This is a genomic window from Exiguobacterium sp. AT1b, assembly GCF_000023045.1.
In the GTDB taxonomy this organism is placed as follows: domain Bacteria; phylum Bacillota; class Bacilli; order Exiguobacteriales; family Exiguobacteriaceae; genus Exiguobacterium.
This window is the reverse complement of record NC_012673.1, coordinates 2,273,102-2,291,433: the sequence shown is the minus strand read 5'-3', so window position 1 is coordinate 2,291,433 and position 18,332 is coordinate 2,273,102. Positions and strand designations below refer to the sequence as shown.

Below are 18,332 nucleotides of genomic sequence, written 5' to 3'. Positions count from 1 at the left end.
TTCCTCTTTCCCGTGATCTTATTCTTAGTCTAGCTGGAGCTCCAACCGTTTCATAGGGATGAATGGGTTTAGACACAAAAAATCCCTACAGCCAAAGGCTATAGGGAAAATCGCTTAGTTTGTCACTTCGACGGCTGTGTCGAGAGCGACACGAATCATTTCATCGAACGTCGATTGACGCTCTTCTGAAGTCGTCTCTTCACCCGTCAACAAGTGGTCAGAGATTGTGAGGATCGTCAACGCGTTCACTTTGTGTTTCGCTGCAAGCGTGTAAAGACCTGCTGCTTCCATCTCGATCGCGAGGCAACCGAAGTCCGCCCATTTCTTGAAGTGATGGAAATCATCTTGATAGAATTGGTCAGCCGTGAAGATTTGTCCGACTTTGACCGGGATACCCGCCTTCTCTGCGTTCATATACGCACGATGTAGGAGGTCGAACGTCGCTGTCGGCGCATAGTCCATGCCGTTGAAACGGACGCGGTTTTGTCCCATTTCACTTGATGCGCTCATCGCGATGACAACGTCACGCACTTTAACATCTTCTTGAATTCCGCCCGCTGTTCCGACACGGATCAAGTTTTTAGCACCGTACGACATGATGAGTTCATTCACGTAAATCGACATCGATGGGACACCCATCCCCGTACCTTGAACCGAGATCCGTTTGCCTTTGTATGTTCCCGTGAAGCCGTACATGCCACGAACTTCGTTATATAATTCGACGTCTTCTAAAAACGTTTCCGCGATATACTTGGCGCGAAGCGGATCCCCTGGAAGTAATACCGTTTCTGCAATTTGTCCTTCTTGAGCTCCAATGTGTACACTCATGTTTGAATTCCTCCTTTAAGCTTGTCGTTGAACTTGTTCCCGAAATTCGTTCGGAGTAACACCGACTTGTTTTTTAAAGACCTTTCGGAAATATTTGTCGTCCGAAAAGCCGACTGCTTGGGCGACTTCATAGATACGCTGTCTACTCGTTTCTAACAGGCGCTTTGCTTCGTTCATCCGAATCGTCAACACGTACTCAGATAGATTCACGCCATATTGTTGTTTAAATCGTCGTGAGATATACTCCCGACTTAAGTAAAACCGTTCACTCATTCCTTGCAAACTCAGTTCTTCCGCAAAGTGTTGTTCAATATACGTCCCGATTTGGGCAATCGGATCTTCACTCGACTCCTTCACCACGTCCGCTAACGCGCGTGACAACGTATCGTTTAATACATCGGGGTCAATCGGTTTCAACAGATAATCAAAGCTTCCGTATTGGATGGCCCGACGCATGTACGAATACTCATCGTAACCTGTCAACACAACGAGCTTAGAGAATGAAGCGTGGTCGTGTACCCACTCCATCAGCTCGATTCCATCACAATGTGGCATTTGAATATCCGATAGAATTAAAGCCGGTCGTTCCTGCTCGATGAGCGCCTTTGCCTCAAGCCCGTTCTTCGCCTCGAGTACGGCCTTCACACCGAACCGTTCCCATTCGCCGAGTAATTTTACCGCTTCCCTTACCGGAGATTCATCATCTACAATCAACACTTTCGTCATGATGCCACCCCTTCATCCGTTGCCGGGAAACGCATCATGATTCGAAAACCGCCTGTTTCAGGTGTAGCCAACATAAATTCTGCCTCCCGATTATAGTTTAACATGAGTCGATCACGAATGTTTCGTAATCCTGTGCCCTCTGTGTCATAAAATGTCGAGTCCCCTTGTTCAATCCGTGACATGACCCGTTCCCACTCTTCCGTCGTCAAGGAACGTCCACTGTTCTCACAGCGAATCACGAGTGTCGCCCCTTCCATCCAAATCATCACGTCAAATCGATTCGCCAACGCCGAGCCGTCTCGTTCGAACCCATGTTTGAAAAAGTTCTCTGCGAGCGGCTGTAAAATCATCTTAGGAACAATCAGTTCATGGAGGTCCTGAGGGACTGAAACGTTCACTTGAAACTGATTTGGAAAACGTACGTCTTGCAGGCGAATATATGAGTTCAAATGCTCGATTTCTCTCTTTAGCGTGACCATCGACTCTTCAGGATGCATCGTATATCGCATCATCGAAGAGAGTTGTGTGATCAATCGATAGACGGTTTTTCCATCTCCCTTTAAAGCGAGTGTACCGATCGACTGTAGCGCATTGAATAAGAAATGCGGATTGGTTTGCGCCTGTAAGGCACGTAGTTCATTTGTTCGGTTCTCTAAGGCAAGCTTATACTCCCGTTGAATCAGATCATCGATTCGCTCAATCATCCGCTTGAACTGTCTCCCGAGTACGCCGAACTCATCATTTCCAAGGGAATCGAACGAGACCGTCATATCGCCTTGCTCAATTCGCCAAATGTTCGAGGTCAACGTCTTGATTGGAGTCGTCAGTTTCATCGAGGCGTACGTGGCACCGATCAACGCCAGAATGAGGGAGATGATTCCGACTAACAAAATAATGAACGATGTTCGTGAAGCCGGCTCCGTCAAGAGCTGATCTGGAATCGACTTCCCGACATAGAACTGCTGATGGTCGAACTCAAACGTTTTCGTGATTTGATGATGTTTTCCATCGGTCGAGAGCGACCTCGGTTGAAACGAAGAAGGAATCTCGCCATCTCCAAGATGGGCGAACACACGATTGTCCTCACCAACGAACCATAGACTTTCCTCCGGACTATTTTGAAGAGAAGCCAACTGTCCGATGAACAAATCTTCCGGGATATCGAGTGACAGAATCGCGAGCGGTTCGTTCGTTTCAATTTTGTCGAGTCTGAAATGGAGGGTGACGACATCTTCTTGCGTCATGATTGGTCCGAAATCATGATACGGGATGAGCGGATGTGACGCTTCAAGCAGGACGCGACTTTTCGGATTATTCAACAACTGTCGTTGGACAGCGCTCGGCTCTTTTTTGGAACGTGGTGATACTTTCATTTTATACGCTGCGAATGAATCCATGTCTTCAAGCATCAACAGCTGAATTTGCGCCACGTCTTCCCGGGACAAATACATCGCGAGGAGCGCTCGTCGCACTTCAATCTCCGTTTCTCTTAACGACAGTCCCGGTCCGTATTCCAATATGTCCAAAACGTCACGATCCGCGTATAGGCTAGTCGGCAAGCGACTTAAGTCAGAGATATAGCGTTCCATCTGACGCGTCCCCCGTTCAAGCGACCATTCCGTCATTTCTAGACCGCGTTCACGTTCTCGATCCTCCACATACCAAAATGAAATGATTGTCGCGATAATGACTGGCACGATGATGGTTAATGCAATCATTCCCGTTAACTTTGTCCGAATGCTATTCACCGCTATCCCCCCTACCTCATGAGTATATCACGCACTATGCAAACGTTTGCAATAATCCTAAAAAAGAATCCTCGTTTCTTTCGAAACAAGGATTACGCGACGATTAATACGATTCCATTAAATCAATGAGTTGTGGACCGTGTCCCATTTCTCGCGCCACATCAATCGGTGTCATACCTTCTTCGTTCTCAATGGTCACGTCTGCACCGTGATCAAGTAAGAGACGGACCGTCTCAGAATCGACGTCGTCATTATAGAACAAGTTATGGAGCGGTGTTTCCCCATATTCGTCTTGAATGTTCACATCCGTCACGTTTGCCAGTTCCGCTTCAATTTCTTCATAACTCGCATTCATGAACGTCAATTCTTGAATCGGTTCTCCTAAATCCATTTCCCAATCCTCTTCGAAATCCTCGCTCATGGCCGATGCGACAAAATCAGATAAATCATCGTTCATGACGAGTAAGGCGATGATGGCTCCGTTTCCGATGACAGTCAATAGAATCATCGAAATGATAGAGGCTTTCACATATCCCGCTGTTTTAAAGACCGGTACGTTTTCTTCGCCCGCATGTGTCGCAATCGCCGCGATGCGTTTCGGTAACGTCGGATGCGTCGACAACAGTTCACTATATTTCGCGATGAATCCGTTCTCCCGGCTCGCTTCATACAGATAGTCAAACTCATTCACTTCTTTCGCGAGCGGTCCTCCGATCGCAAGTACGGTCAACGCTCGTTTCGCTGCTCCTGAATCTTGAAGATAATGCGCCGCCATCCGGTCGCACGTATATTCACAAGCACGCGAATAAGCAGATCCTAAAAACGGGATGATGCCACCAAGTAAGACAACCCATTGTTTTTGAACGTGGTTGCGACGAATATGTGCCAATTCATGCGCGATGACAAACTCGACTTCTTTCGTCTGTCCAGTACGTGTCAATTCCACGACATCAGAATATAAGATGACCATATTCTTTTGGAAGAATCGCGTGGCGAAAGCATTTAACACGCCACCAGCTTGTAAGATATAAACATCCGGCAACAACCGAATCCCCATCTCAGCCCCGACGCGTTGAACCAGTTCATGAAGCTCTGCGAACTGACGAGGCGTCACCTTGACACCGTTCGTCCGAATATATCCGATCTGAATCCAGTGCGTAAACATTGAAAGTGCTACGATTATCCCGATGATCCACAAGAAAAGACCGAATGATGCAATTGTCAGTACGATTCCTAAAATCAAGACGAGTACGCTTGCTGCGACTAATAATGAGAAGTATAAATTTTCTCGTTTATGTACCAAGTTTGAATGATTCATCTAATTTCTCCTTCTTTTTCCAAAATACATGTTTAATTATACCGTTCCTTCCAGAAGAAACAACGAAAAAAATAGAAACTGACGGATTCGTCAGTTTCTAGCGGATGGTCACTTGATAGAGTTTGTCGTCTTGTGATTGTGGATTGCCTCGTCCGTCCGTATTGTTCGAAATAAAATACAACGTATCGTCGTCCAACCACACATCCCGAATGCGTCCGACCCCTTCGCCAATTGTCGTGACTTGCTTCGTTTCACGATTGATGGCAACGAGCCGCTCGTTCCGTAGTGTCGCCATGTATACGTACCGTTCATCGGTCGCAATACCAGACGGTGCCCAAGACGTCTCACCGACTTCAAACCATGGCGTGACCAGACCCTCTCGTTCCTCATTCGCCTCAATGAGTGGCCATCCATAGTTGTTTCCTTCTTCAATCACGTTGACCTCGTCATGTCCACTCGCCCCATGCTCACTCGCATAAAGCGTATCATCCATCCGGCTGAGTCCTTGAGGGTTCCGATGACCAAGTGAATAAATCCAGTCGGTCGGTTCCCCTTCACCCGATAATGGAATTCGTAAAATCTTCCCTGCCAAAGAGGATTCGTCTTGTGCAAGTTCTGGCACGAGCGCATCGCCCGTTGTCACCCAAAGATACGCTCCATCGACTAGTAGACGTCCGCCGTTATGGAAACGTGCCCCTGGTATCTCGTCAATCAAGACGCCCGTTTCCTCGAAACGTTCCCCGTCCCACGTCAACTCCACCACCCGGTTCTTGACGTCTCTTCCCGATGAGCCGTACGTATGATATGCGTAAAGGATGCCGCTCGACTCAAAATCGTCGCTCAGCGCGATGCCAAGGAGTCCTCCTTCACCAATCTCAAATACGTCTTCGTCCAAGTTCACGGCAGATTGTGTCACGCGACCGGAATCATCGATTACCGCGATGGTTCCCCCACGTTCCGAAACGAACCATTCGTCCGCACTTCGAGCGAGTGACCACGGGATCTCTAGATTTTCAGCGATGACGGTCACTTCCCCGATGTTCAGTTCCGTCTCTTCAGTGGTGTTCGATTCTTCAGATGTTGCCGACTCATCACGAGTCGATTCTTCAGCAGGTGGTGGCTCCGTACCCTCGTTCGTCGGTTCTGGCGTACATCCCATAAGAAACAATAGTGTCACAATCCCGATTTGACGTTTCATGTCGGTTCGCCTCCCTTTCCTTCATCATACCCTTGTTTTACGAGCGCTGTGAAGGTTCCGGTGGGCGGGCCGGCAAACGGGTTGCGATGATAAATGCAATCACGGCTGCAATCATCGCCCCGATGAAGATACTGTTTAGTCCGGTCGCAATAATCTGTTCACCTTGCAGACGGACAGAGGCGCTTAATGTCTCCGTCACACTTTGATTGAAGAAGTCTTCCAAAGACACTTGGGATAACGCACTACTTTCCTTAAAGTCGTTGAGCACGACGAAGTTAAAGACAGCTCCAAACACTGCTACACCGAGCGTTTGACCGACCGTACTTAAGAAGGAATTGGTCGCGGTCGCCGTTCCTCGTTGCTGATATGAAACGACGGTTTGCAAGACGACGATAAACATCGGCTGTGACAATCCGAACCCTACCCCAATCAAAGCCACCGCACCATACACCCAGAAATCCGAGCTTGATTGAGATAAGAGTGTCAACGTGAACGTTCCGATGACGAGTAACCCCATACCAACCAACGCGCGACGTCTCGGGGAGGCCACACCGAGCGTCCGTCCTCCGATAATCGATGTGAATGTCCATGCAACAGACAACGGCATCAACATGAATCCAGCCTCGGTCGCTGTTTTTCCTAACACGGCTTGCGCCCAAATCGGGATGTAAGCTGACATCGAAACGAGCACCCAAGCCGCAAAAAAGACAGAGCCGTTGATGGCCGCAATCGTTGATTGCTTGAGCAAATCAAACGGCAATAACGGAGAGGTTGCTCTTCTTTCTGATAGGAAGAATCCCCCTAACAAAACAAGACTAAGTACGCCACTTCCGACGATGGTCGTCGTCCATTCATTCGTTTCACTGAACGTGATCAAGGCGTATAAAAACGCGGTCGTTCCTCCAGCGAACAAGAGAGCACCTTTCAAATCAATCCGCTCGCTCGTTTCAGCGACGGTTTCTTTGTAAAAGACGATAATCATGATGAACGAGAGTAACGCAAATGGCACGTTTAATAAGAATACGTAACGCCAAGACAACGTTTCGACCAAAAATCCACCGATGACGGGACCGAGCACACCCGATACACCCCAGACCGCACTTAGAATTCCTTGAATTTTCCCACGCTCTTCATATTTATATAAATCACCAATAATCGTCATCGAAATCGGAAGCACGGCTCCGGCCCCGAGACCTTGCAGCGCCCGAAAGACAATGAGTTGTTCCATCGATGTCGCTAACCCACATAACAATGAAGACACGGTGAACAACCCGATTCCAAACAACAGGACGCGCTTTCGCCCGAATAAGTCTGCCACTTTTCCATAAATCGGTGTCGAAACCGCCGTAAAGAGTAAGAAGGCAGCAAATACCCAGCTGACGAGCGTCGCCCCGTTCAACTCACTGGCGATGACCGGTGTCGCAACCGATACGACCGTCCCTTCAATCGCCGCTAAAAAGGTTGCCAGTAAGAGGGCAACCGTCACATTTTTTCTCATTCATTCCATCTCCCCAAAAAAATAGTGGCGTCGGAAGGTTCCGAGCACCACTTCAACTGTCTATTATTTTGTGCGAGCCGCGTCCATTTGACAAGTGTCATCTTTTGATTCGAAAAAGAATTCTCTTAGTCGTTCATATGCGGCTTGTTCATCTTGGACATATACCTTCCCACAAACAGCACCCGCTCGCATCATCCAGACCTCATCTGCCAACATGGCGGCGACGTCAAGTTGATGCGTTGAAAACACGATGGTCGTCCCCCGTTTGGCCTCTTGTCGCAATAGTTCGCTGAGCATTTGCATCCATAGCGGATCGAGTCCGTTCGTCGGTTCATCCAACAACAAGATGGCCGGTTCGCTTACAAGAGCTTGAGACAACAAGAGACGTTGCCGCATCCCTTTTGAGAGTTCGGAGACGCGCTTTCGTTTATGCTCGTACAGACCGACTCGTTTTAAAATATCCAGAGTCGGATGTGCCCCTTGCAAGGTAGCGTAGTAGATGAATGTCTCCTCAACTGTCCATGCCTCATCAAAATAGAAATCATCCGGCATATAGCCAAAACTCTCATTATATTTCGCGCGTTGTTTAATCGTATAACCATTTAATTGAATGTTGCCGGTACTCGGTTTGATGGTACCATTCATCAGATTCAACAGCGTCGATTTTCCGGCACCATTGCTTCCACACAACGCCACGATTTTCCCCGAGACGATGTCTTCACGAATAGGATGGAGTGACCACGAATCACCGTATTTTTTCCCTACATCCAAACAGTTAATCATGACGATTCCCTCCGTACATCACCGTCGAGGCAAGCGATAACAAGAAACCACTTGCCGTAAGCAAGCTCAACCAGACTCCAGCATATCCAATCGGTCGATGCATCCAATTCAACAGATGGAGATAGACATCCCCAAACACATCTAAAGAGGATACAATCGTACTGGCCCATACACGCATCAAGTCAAATCCATTCAGAAACAGCGCCACAATCATGCCGTTCACTTGCATACCGTAAGGAAGCCAGGAAACGATGGTCACGAGAAGCGTTGGCCAAAGCAACACGAGGATGGTCCATGTGAGGAAGGCCAGTAACATCGCTCGAATCCGCTTGCGCGCGATTAGTCCAAGCAAGGTTCCGAGCGCTGTCGCGTAGATTGTTAATCCAATCGCGTAGGAAAACAAAATCATCCAAGTCTTACCTGATTGTCCGACAACGAGCGAAGCAATGAGGAAAGCCAACAGCAGAATAAGTCCTTGTGTCACGAGAAATGAACTGAATCGGACAAAAATCAACTTCCATTTAGGATAGGTAAATGTTGAGAGGAGATTCAACCGCTTCGATTCCTGTTCCTGTCCCCAATGAAGCGCTGTGGTCAATAAGATGAAAAGAGGAAGTAACAGACCGAGCACCGTGATGAGCGTTGCACTTACGTTTGTATAGTCCGCAGCAACCGGTAGTGCTTGTCCGAGTCCTCCGAGTAGAACGAGCGTGAGAATCCATATAACTAAAAATACATAGTTCTCACGCTGTCTCAGACTCCGCGCCCATTCCATTCGCCACAGTGACATCGATTATTGCCCTTCTTCTTCTGTATCCATGTCCATTTCGCTATCTTGATCCATTGAGCCTTCGCCATCCATCTTCATGTGCATCTCGCCGCGCTCCCACGAATGGTCTTTCAATTGTTCGAAGTCCATCATATCTCCACCATTCTCTTCGATATAGGCTTCAGCATCAACCTCTTTTGCGAACGAGAGAATATTGTACGCCATTGGTGTTTTTGATTCTTTGTCGTACACGAACATCGCTTCGTCTAATTCGACCCAATCTTTCGTATTGAAATCTTTCACGTACATCGCAGCAATATCTTCTTCTTTTTGTTCAGGATACCAATCACGCATGAGACAACCGATGTCATCAAACGCATATCCCTTTTCGTTTTCCATGATGGCTTCCGCTGCGAACTGCTTATCCATGATTTTCATTTTACACACTTCGCACTCTGTTTCGCCCCATTTGATTTCAAACGGTTCTGCCGATGCACTCGAACATGCCCCGAGTGCCAATGATAGTCCTGCGATAGATAATAATCCTGCTACTTGTTTATATGATTTCATGTCGTTTCCTCCCAAATATCCAAATGATGATGAGTAACATGATACTCCCTAAATTCCAAATCGAACCGCTCCACTCCCACCTTGCTGTATAGGTTTGCGGTGAAAGGTCCGTCAACGATACATCGTTCGGACTTCTCAGAATGTTTTCTAATAGGAGAAGTCCCGGAGACCCGTATAATAATTCTAGCGCTTCATATGCATCGGTTAATAAGAACAAATACGGTTCGGTTTGAAATGGGATTTCGCTATACCCGTCACGATCTAGGTCCAACGTCGTCCCACCCCAGACATTTCCTTGTACAACGTTGTCATGCGACTCGACCATCGTCACCGGTTCACGATTTCCTAACAGGTTATTTTGAAGAATCATCATCCCCGTTGCTTGCTTGAATTGAAAGCCGATATCGTTGCCGTTAATCGTATTCCGTTTAAGAATCGTTCCTACTGACTGCTCCGCGAACAAGCCGATATGATTTCCAGATACGTTCGTCATCTCGATGGTCGTATCGATTGCCTCATAGAGCATCAGCCCCGTCGCCGTTCCACCGAACTGGTCGTGTACATTCCCATTTTTTAAGACGACTCGATTCGTTCCCATAATCATCGCACCGGTCAAATTATGATGGAGTTCGGGCACCGAAATCACCACGTCAGTCGGAAACATCAAGTGAATGCCGTAGCGTGAATGCGAAACGACCGGTCGAACAATCGTATGCTGTGATCCATTCTCTATGTATATCCCATCTCGCACGTCCTTCACTACAACACCTTGCAGTTCGGTCGCCTCACTATTGAGGATTACCATCCCATCTGCCTGTCCATTCCCATCAACGGCCATTCGTGTGACACGAACCCCGTAACTATCCTCAATCGAAATTCCTGTTCCCGCAGACTCGATCGACACATCAAGCAGTTGATGTCCGAGACCAGATACTTGGATGGCTGGTACATCGTTGTTCTCACATTGTTGTACTGATACACGTTCGAGAACAGCACCGGTTCCACGCATGATAAATGCGGGATGGCCACAACTCGTATATGTTTTTCCGCCTCCATCCACATGCTCATTCGACTCAATGATAATGGGTTCAGTCAACGGAATCGACTTTTCTTCCGCATCGACTTGTGGAACCCAACACAAAAATAGGATGCAAATTAATAGTCGTTTCATGCCCCCTCCTTCTCAAAGCGCTTACAACATCCATTCTACTGAAACCCCCACCGGTATGTGTGTAGTTTATATGGGATTCCTGTGACAATTTCTTCATAAAAAAAACACAGACGGTGAAGGGGTCGTTTCACCGTCTGTGCCATGCTTATTTCACTTTGTCTTGCCATACTTTCGTGAAGTCCTGTAGCATCTCTTCACCTGTTTTTTGTCCACCGACATATGCCTGCATAAGGGCACCATATTCATTCACTGCACCATCCGGATACTTGAACCAGTTCCAAGAGATGGTCTTCCCTTCATTCGAATAAGCCAAGATATCGTCTGCGAGTGGTCCAAGGTCGTTGGCTTCAATCGACTTGAAGGCAGGGATGAACTTGAACTTGTTGACCATGTAGTCTTTCCCTGTATCCGACGTCGCCATCCACTCTAAGAAGTCTTTCGCTTCTTCTTTATACTTCGAGTTTTTGTTGACGACCCAGTTGTTCGGGACGCCGACTGGAAGTCGGTCCATCTTCTCCGCATCGTCATTGATTGGGATCGGGACGAAGCCCATCTCCATATCTGGATTTACGTCGAGGATCATTTGTTGTGCCCAGTTCCCTTGTTGGAGCATTGCCGTCTCTCCTTGGGCGAACTGTGTGACTTGAGTATTGTAGTCCGTCGTCAACGGGTTTTTGTTTCCGTATTTAATCGTCAAATCAAACAATTTCAAAAACTCTTGGAACTGTTCATTGTCTTCAAACTTCGCTTTATTCTCATTGAGCGCTTGAATAAATGCATCCGGGTCGTCTTGTTGCGCCATCGGAATGTTCAACAAGTGAATCCCTAAAATCCAGAACTCTGCATAACCGACAGAGAACGGTGTGATTCCCGCTTGCTCAAGTTTTTCAGCAGCATCTGTCAGTTCAGAGAGTGTTTTCGGTAACTCTTTGATTCCCGCTTTTTCAAAAAGTTCTTTATTATAGATGAATCCGTAACCTTCGAGGTTCATTGGCATTCCGTACAATTTACCGTCCATCGTCATCGGCTCTTTGGCGACCTCTGTCAAATCTCCGACCCACTTCTCGCTTGAGAGGTCCTCGAGTTTATCTTTCCATGTCTGCGCTTCCGTGAATCCACCGTTATTAAAGATATCTGGTTCATTGCCTGAAGCGAATTGTGATTTGAGGGCCGCACCGTAGTCTGCTCCACCACCGACGGTTTGAACCGTGACTTTCACACCCGTCTCCTCTTCATACTCTTTTGCCATCGCTTCAAGATCTTTCGCGATTTCCGCTTTGAATTGGAAGACGTTTAACGTGACATCCTTTTTGTCGCCGCCATCCGCATTTCCTTCAGAAGAACCTTCGTCCGTGAGTGATCCGCCGCCGCAAGCCGCGAGTGATAAGACCATTCCAGCCGTCATGACCGCTGTAGACAATTTCCACTTCCGTTTCATCTCATTTCCTCCCTTAACCTTATCCATCTTTACAAACTCAACTTTAAATGAAAACGCTTCCACAATGTAGGTGTCAAAATTGACGGATAGGGTGGAAAATGTTGCACAGAAAAACAGGACTCTTTTTTCGAGTCCTGTTCCGTGTTTCTTCTTATTATATTACAACAAGCTGATGCCAGCTTCTTTACACGATTGAATGACTTCTTGCGGCCAAACCGATGTTTGCACTTCTCCGATATGACGCGCGCGCAACAGATACATTGCGACACGCGATTGTCCGATTCCGCCCCCGATTGTAAGAGGAAGCGTTCCTTCGAGCACTCCTTGATGGAATGGGTACGCGCGCTTCTCTTCCGCGTCTGCTTTCTTCAGTTGCGCATCAAGTGCCACTTCGTCGACACGAATGCCCATCGATGACAGTTCAAATGCTGACTCGAGCTCAGGGTGCCACACGAGAATGTCTCCGTTAAGCGACCAATCATCATAGTCTGCCGCTCGTCCATCGTGTTTCATACCCGAAGCGAGAAGATCTCCGATTTGTGAGATGAAGACCGCACCGTACTCTTTACAGATGGCCGTTTCACGTTCTTTCGGTGTCATGGTCGGATACGAATCCTCCAACTCCTGACTCGTGATGAAATGAATCACTTCAGGAAGGATCGCTTCAACACCGTATGTTTTCTCTACTTCCGCTTCTGTTTCACGGAGCGCAGCGTAAATGGACTCCACCGTCGCTTTCAAATATTCCATCGTCCGTTCTTCTCGAGCAATCACTCGCTCCCAGTCCCACTGGTCGACGAATAAAGAATGTGTCGCATCGAGTTCTTCGTCGCGTCGAATGGCACGCATCTGAGTGTACAACCCTTCACCGACACCGAATCCGTAACGACCGAGCGCTTCACGTTTCCATTTCGCGAGTGACTGAACGATTTCAAGTTCATGTCCCGGATACATCGTATCAAACTGAATGATGCGCTCCACACCGTTCAAGTGATCGTTGACCCCACTCGCCGATTCGACGAATAGTGGTGCTTGTACTTGAATCAGTCCGAGTTCACGTGAGACTTTCTCCTCAAAAAGTGCCTTTACTGCTGCGATTGTCTGCTGTCTTTCCTTCATCGTGCTTGTTGCTGTTGTCATTTTCCGTTTCCTCCAATTGTGGAATATTTGAAAATGAAGCCATGAAAAAAAGCCCTCCATTCCCATCGAACATGGGACGGAAGACTTCGGTTCCGCGGTGCCACCCAAATTAGTAGACGAATCTACTCACTTTTTCGAGACAATCATCTCGTAACTCCGATAACGGGGAGCGGTCCGGCTACGTCTACTGGCAAAGCGTTCGGGTAGCGACTCCAGGAAGTTTTTCGACGAAGGGTTAAGACCGGGCTCACACCACCCCCGGATCGCTTGACTCACTACCTTCGTGTACTCGTCCTTTCGACGTCGTTCACAATTGAATTGAGTTCATTATTATAAATATTCAGACTAATGTCAACGATTTTTTTCAAAAAAATTAATCCTCCGTGTAGCGAACGGAGGATTCCCTTGGGAGGGTTATTTAATCGAACCACTTGTGATCCCTTTGATGATATGCTTCTGCATGCCGAAGAAAAAGACCAGAAGGGGAACGATTCCTAACACTAAACCTGCTAATGCCAAATCCCATTGTTTCGTGTACTGTCCAAAGAAATAGAATGTCGCGAGCGGGATGGTCCGTAACTCGACATCACGAAGAACGAGCGATGGTAATAAGAAGTCATTCCAAATCCATAGACTGTTCAAGATGACGATTGTCACCGTGATTGGCTTAAGAAGTGGAAAGACGATGCGCCAGAAGACACCCCATGTCGAGCAACCGTCAATGATGGCGGCTTCTTCAATCTCCTCAGGAATCGACTTCATGAATCCGTGATAGAGGAACACCGAGATACCAGACCCAAACCCTAGATACATGACGATCAGGCCCCAATGACTATTCAGCAGACCGAGGATACTTGAAACTTTCACGAGCGGAATCATGATGGACTGGAACGGAATGACCATCGCAGCCACGAACAAGAAAAAGATCATTGTAGAAATCCAATGTTTCGTCCGAACAAGTTTCCATGCCGCCATCGAAGTGAAGATGACAATGACCGCATTCGCTCCGACCGTGATGAGAAGGGAGTTCAAAAAGACACGTCCATAATTCATCGCTTCCCACGCCTCTGTATAGTTTGAGGTCAACCACTCGTTCGGTAAGGCGGACGTATTCGTAAAGATTTCCGCCATCGATTTGAACGAGTTGGCGACGACGTAATAGAACGGGACCAAATAGAGCAGTCCGAGCAAGATGGCGACGAGCTCAATGATTCCAAGATTCCAAGAATACGTTCCTGGACGAAGCGGACGTTGCGGAATGCGCTTCGGTGTCTTCTCTACGTTCGTCTCGACATGTTCCAGTTTTTCCGTCGTCATGCTTCCACCTCCCGTTTTTTCGTCACGTACACTTGCGTCACCGTAATCGCAGCCACGACCAAGAAGAAGATGACCGCTTTCGCTGACCCGAGACCATAATTGTTATTCACAAAAGACTCCGTATAAATATTTAAGGCCAACATCTCGGTCGATTTGAACGGTCCACCATTCGTGAGCGACAAGTTCGTATCAAACACTTTGAACGACCAAGAGATGGTCAGGAACAAACAGATGGTGATCGATGGCATAATCATCGGTAGCGTGATATGACGGAGCATCTTAAGACGGTTTGCCCCATCAATTCGTGCCGCCTCCATCAAATCAGTCGGCACGTTTTGTAGCGCCGCGATGTAGATGACCATGACATACCCGCCGCCTTGCCAGATGGCGACAATCACGATTCCCCAAAATGCCGTTTGCGCATCACCGAGCCACGGTAATTCGAATAAGCTCCACCCCGTCAACGCACCGATCGAGGCAAATCCTTTCACATAAATGAACTGCCAGATGAACCCGAGAATCAAGCCACCAATCAAGTTCGGCATAAAGAAAATCGTGCGTAGGAAGTTTCGCGTCTTAATGTTCATCGTCAATAATAGCGCCAATGAGAAACCGACGATATTCGTCAATAGGACAGACACGAGCGTATATTTCGTCGTAATCCAAAAAGAAGCGCGGAACTGCTCATCTTCAAAAAACAAGCGGTGATAGTTATCCAATCCGACAAAGTTCAGTTCTCCGGTCACACCGTTCCAGTCAGTGAAACTATAGTAAATGCCATTAAAAAATGGGATGAGTACGATTGCGACAAATGCCAGAAAAGCCGGTCCGACAAATGCTATAAAGCTCGCAGGTTTCTTCCAATTCCTTCTGCGTTTCGTCCGTTTAGTAGTCTCATTCATGTGTATCGCCTCCACTATCAATGTACCGTGTCAAACCTTTTATGAAAACGGATACATTTGACGGAAAGGGTGGAAAATATTGAACGGAATGAATGAGTTTGAAGGCGTGATGAGTTATGATAAAATCAATGATATTACGAACGGATTGAATATGTTTAGCCTTGATTCATATTTTAATCCGAAATTCCCGAATGATTTTTAGAGATTAAAAAGATATCGTTCGACAAACGGAGGGACTTTTTGAATGACAACGACGAAACCATTATCTGACCTTACGATTGCCCAACAAGCCAAAACCTTGCCGATTAAAGACATCGCAGCAAAAATCGGATTACACGAAGATGACCTGGATCTTTACGGAAAATACAAAGCGAAACTTTCTTACGATGTCCTCGAACGTGTGAAAACGAAGGAAGACGGAAAACTCGTTCTCGTCACCGCCATCAATCCGACACCAGCTGGCGAAGGAAAATCGACGGTGACGGTCGGGCTCGGACAGGCGTTGAACCAATTGGATAAACAAGCGATCGTCTGTCTGCGCGAACCTTCGCTCGGTCCGACGATGGGCTTAAAAGGTGGCGCTGCTGGTGGTGGCTTCAGTCAAGTTCTCCCGATGGAAGATATCAACCTTCACTTCACAGGTGACATGCATGCGATCACATCGGCCCATAATACGATCAGTGCCATGATTGACAATCACTTGCACCAAGGAAACGACCTTGGGATCGATGTCCGACATATTGTCTGGAAGCGCGTCCTTGACTTAAACGACCGCGCACTTCGTCACGTCACGGTCGGCCTCGGTGGTCCTGCTCACGGAGTCCCTCGTGAGGACGGATTTGATATTACCGTCGCTTCGGAAATCATGGCGATTCTCTGTCTGGCCGATTCATTGGAAGACCTCGAAGAACGCATCAAGCGTATCGTAGTCGCCTATGACCATCAAAAAGAACCAATCACGGCAGAACAAATCGGTGCAGCCGGTGCGGCGACGTTACTGTTGAAGGAAGCCTTTAAACCGAACCTCGTCCAAACGCTTGAACAGACACCAGCACTCGTCCACGGCGGGCCGTTCGCGAACATTGCGCACGGATGCAACTCATTGATTGCAACGAAGACTGCGTTAAAGCTTGGGGAGTATGTGGTGACGGAAGCTGGGTTTGGTGCCGACCTCGGGGCAGAAAAGTTCTGTCATATCAAATCTCGAGTCGGTGATTTGAATCCGGATGCGGTCGTACTCGTTGCAACCGTTCGTGCTCTAAAAATGCACGGTGGCGTTTCAAAAGATCAGCTTCACATCGAGAACGTCGGTGCGGTCGGCGAAGGATTAAAATTACTCGCCAAACACATCGATACGATGAAAAAACTCGGTCTGCCTACGGTCGTCGCATTGAACCGTTTCAATTCAGATACAGAAGAGGAACTTGCAACCGTTCTTGATTGGTGTGCGGCACACGGTATTCGTGCTTCGCTCAGCGAAGTATGGGCAAACGGCGGGCTTGGGGGTCGACAATTGGCCGAAGCAGTCATTGACGCCGTCGAGTCGAACGAAAGTAAACTGACGCCTCTATATGAGTTGACCGATTCAATTGAACAAAAGATTAAAACCATTGCGAGAGAAGTATACGGTGCTACAGACGTCGTGTTCACCGCCAAAGCTCAAAAGCAAATGAAAGATGTACAGGCGAACGGCTGGTCGGACCTTCCCATTTGTATGGCGAAGACACCGTTCTCCCTCTCAGACGACCCTTCAAAATTCGGTTATCAACAAGGATTCACCATCACCGTTCGCGAATTAAAACCTTCAGTGGGAGCAGGATTCCTCGTCGCCTTAACTGGCAACGTGTTAACGATGCCAGGGTTACCGAAACATCCAGCGGCTCTCAATATGGGAATTGACGAATCTGGAAAAGCAATCGGCCTTTTCTAATAGGGGGATGACACATGATCGTATCGGAGTTGACGTATCCTGACGGGTATCAAACAGAAGTCATGCACGTTCAGGCAGAGCAATCGATTGGAAAAATATTCATGTTTCATGGGATGCTCGAACATCACGAAAGATATATTGAGTTTGCACAGTTTATGGCAGATAATGGCTATGACGTATTTGTGTGTGACTTGCGTGGTGCAGGTACAAGCGCTCATGATCAACAGTCTTATGGACACCTTGCTCCTGGCGATGGCTTTCAGCAACTTGTCGAGGATGCTCGATATCTAATCGACCGTTACGAGGATGGGCGCCCTACTTATGTGTTAGGTCACAGTTTCGGTTCCCTGCTTGCTCGTCGACTCGGTCAAATCATGGGGCATGCCTTGGCTGGATTGATTGTCGTCGCCCCGCCCCCACATCCTGGGGTCGCAGGTGAAGCGGGGCATCGTTTAATCGCTACCGTCATGAAACGGAAAGGTGCCACCCATCAATCACGTTTCTTTGAACGCCTCTTGTTCGGACGTTACAACCTTAAGTTTTTACCTGCTCGAACGGATAGTGACTGGCTCTCAAGTGTTCCAGACGAAGTCGACTCCTATCTCGCCGACCCAAACTGTGGCGGTCTGCCTTCCCTCGGTTTTTTACATGAAGTGACACGTGCTTCCTTAGATGTCACCACGGCTGCACGGATTCATGAACATCCGAAGTCCCTTCCAGTTCTGTTCGTTGCCGGAGTGGACGATCCTGTCACGCATGATGGTGAAGGATTGAACGGAATCATTAAGAAGTATCGAAATGCGGATGTCGAACTCGCAGTCGTCACATACGACAATGCCCGACATGAAATTCTTCGCGAAGCGCACCGTGAACAAGTGTGGTCAGATATTCTTACTTGGATGAAGCAAAATAAAATCCATTAATTTACTCAATCCCCTTTTACAAGGGGATTTTTCATTTACCTGATTTTAGAAAAATTATTTTAAGCATTTACCT

Annotated in this window: 16 protein-coding genes and 1 other annotated feature; of the genes, 2 read left to right on the top strand and 14 right to left on the bottom strand. The window is 47.6% G+C overall.

All coding sequences use genetic code 11. The annotated features are described in order from the left end of the window. Positions 1-114 precede the first annotated feature (114 nt). The 14 genes from deoD to EAT1B_RS11865 form a co-directional block, all read right to left on the bottom strand. Positions 115-828 (bottom strand): purine-nucleoside phosphorylase, encoded by a 714-nt coding sequence (deoD, locus tag EAT1B_RS11930; protein WP_015880817.1) that lies wholly within the window; start codon positions 826-828, stop codon positions 115-117. Between the two features lie 15 nt (positions 829-843). Beyond that, positions 844-1,554: a response regulator gene (locus EAT1B_RS11925; protein WP_015880816.1), complete on the bottom strand. Its 711-nt coding sequence runs from the start codon at positions 1,552-1,554 to the stop codon at positions 844-846. Continuing rightward, the gene (locus EAT1B_RS11920) at positions 1,551-3,302 is read right to left on the bottom strand and encodes a sensor histidine kinase (protein WP_015880815.1); all 1,752 of its coding nucleotides are present in this window, start codon (positions 3,300-3,302) and stop codon (positions 1,551-1,553) included. The genes EAT1B_RS11925 and EAT1B_RS11920 overlap by 4 nt, the downstream gene beginning before the upstream one ends. Positions 3,303-3,405: 103 nt before the next feature. Further along, positions 3,406-4,620: a M48 family metallopeptidase gene (locus EAT1B_RS15685; RefSeq protein WP_015880814.1), complete on the bottom strand. Its 1,215-nt coding sequence runs from the start codon at positions 4,618-4,620 to the stop codon at positions 3,406-3,408. A gap of 97 nt (positions 4,621-4,717) precedes the next feature. Continuing rightward, positions 4,718-5,818: a sorbosone dehydrogenase family protein gene (locus tag EAT1B_RS11910; protein WP_015880813.1), complete on the bottom strand. Its 1,101-nt coding sequence runs from the start codon at positions 5,816-5,818 to the stop codon at positions 4,718-4,720. 37 nt (positions 5,819-5,855) lie between these two features. After that, on the bottom strand, positions 5,856-7,316 hold the full coding sequence (locus EAT1B_RS11905) for an MDR family MFS transporter (protein ID WP_015880812.1): 1,461 nt from the start codon (positions 7,314-7,316) through the stop codon (positions 5,856-5,858). A 63-nt stretch (positions 7,317-7,379) separates the two neighbouring features. Continuing rightward, positions 7,380-8,099: an ABC transporter ATP-binding protein gene (locus EAT1B_RS11900; protein ID WP_015880811.1), complete on the bottom strand. Its 720-nt coding sequence runs from the start codon at positions 8,097-8,099 to the stop codon at positions 7,380-7,382. Continuing rightward, positions 8,092-8,889, bottom strand: coding sequence for a hypothetical protein (locus tag EAT1B_RS11895; RefSeq protein ID WP_015880810.1), 798 nt, complete (start codon positions 8,887-8,889; stop codon positions 8,092-8,094). The genes EAT1B_RS11900 and EAT1B_RS11895 overlap by 8 nt, the downstream gene beginning before the upstream one ends. Before the next feature lie 3 nt (positions 8,890-8,892). After that, positions 8,893-9,438, bottom strand: a complete 546-nt coding sequence (locus EAT1B_RS11890; protein WP_015880809.1) for a nitrous oxide reductase accessory protein NosL — start codon at positions 9,436-9,438, stop codon at positions 8,893-8,895. Next, on the bottom strand, positions 9,425-10,609 hold the full coding sequence (locus EAT1B_RS11885; RefSeq protein ID WP_015880808.1) for a nitrous oxide reductase family maturation protein NosD: 1,185 nt from the start codon (positions 10,607-10,609) through the stop codon (positions 9,425-9,427). The genes EAT1B_RS11890 and EAT1B_RS11885 overlap by 14 nt, the downstream gene beginning before the upstream one ends. A gap of 145 nt (positions 10,610-10,754) precedes the next feature. Further along, positions 10,755-12,047 (bottom strand): ABC transporter substrate-binding protein, encoded by a 1,293-nt coding sequence (locus EAT1B_RS11880; RefSeq protein ID WP_015880807.1) that lies wholly within the window; start codon positions 12,045-12,047, stop codon positions 10,755-10,757. A gap of 159 nt (positions 12,048-12,206) precedes the next feature. Further along, the gene (gene asnA / locus EAT1B_RS11875) at positions 12,207-13,187 is read right to left on the bottom strand and encodes an aspartate--ammonia ligase (protein WP_015880806.1); all 981 of its coding nucleotides are present in this window, start codon (positions 13,185-13,187) and stop codon (positions 12,207-12,209) included. A gap of 69 nt (positions 13,188-13,256) precedes the next feature. Next, positions 13,257-13,497: a binding site (T-box leader), on the bottom strand. A 104-nt stretch (positions 13,498-13,601) separates the two neighbouring features. Then, positions 13,602-14,504, bottom strand: a complete 903-nt coding sequence (locus tag EAT1B_RS11870; RefSeq protein ID WP_015880805.1) for a carbohydrate ABC transporter permease — start codon at positions 14,502-14,504, stop codon at positions 13,602-13,604. Next, a complete protein-coding gene (locus EAT1B_RS11865; RefSeq protein ID WP_015880804.1) occupies positions 14,501-15,406 on the bottom strand; it encodes a carbohydrate ABC transporter permease in 906 nt (301 codons plus the stop codon). The genes EAT1B_RS11870 and EAT1B_RS11865 overlap by 4 nt, the downstream gene beginning before the upstream one ends. 244 nt (positions 15,407-15,650) lie before the next feature. On the opposite strand from EAT1B_RS11865, the gene EAT1B_RS11860 reads away from it, so the two are divergent. After that, positions 15,651-17,336: a formate--tetrahydrofolate ligase gene (locus EAT1B_RS11860; protein WP_015880803.1), complete on the top strand. Its 1,686-nt coding sequence runs from the start codon at positions 15,651-15,653 to the stop codon at positions 17,334-17,336. Between the two features lie 14 nt (positions 17,337-17,350). After that, positions 17,351-18,259 carry an alpha/beta fold hydrolase gene (locus EAT1B_RS11855; protein ID WP_015880802.1) on the top strand — a complete coding sequence of 303 codons (909 nt, stop codon included), beginning with the start codon at positions 17,351-17,353 and terminating at the stop codon, positions 18,257-18,259. The last annotated feature ends 73 nt before the right edge of the window (positions 18,260-18,332 follow it).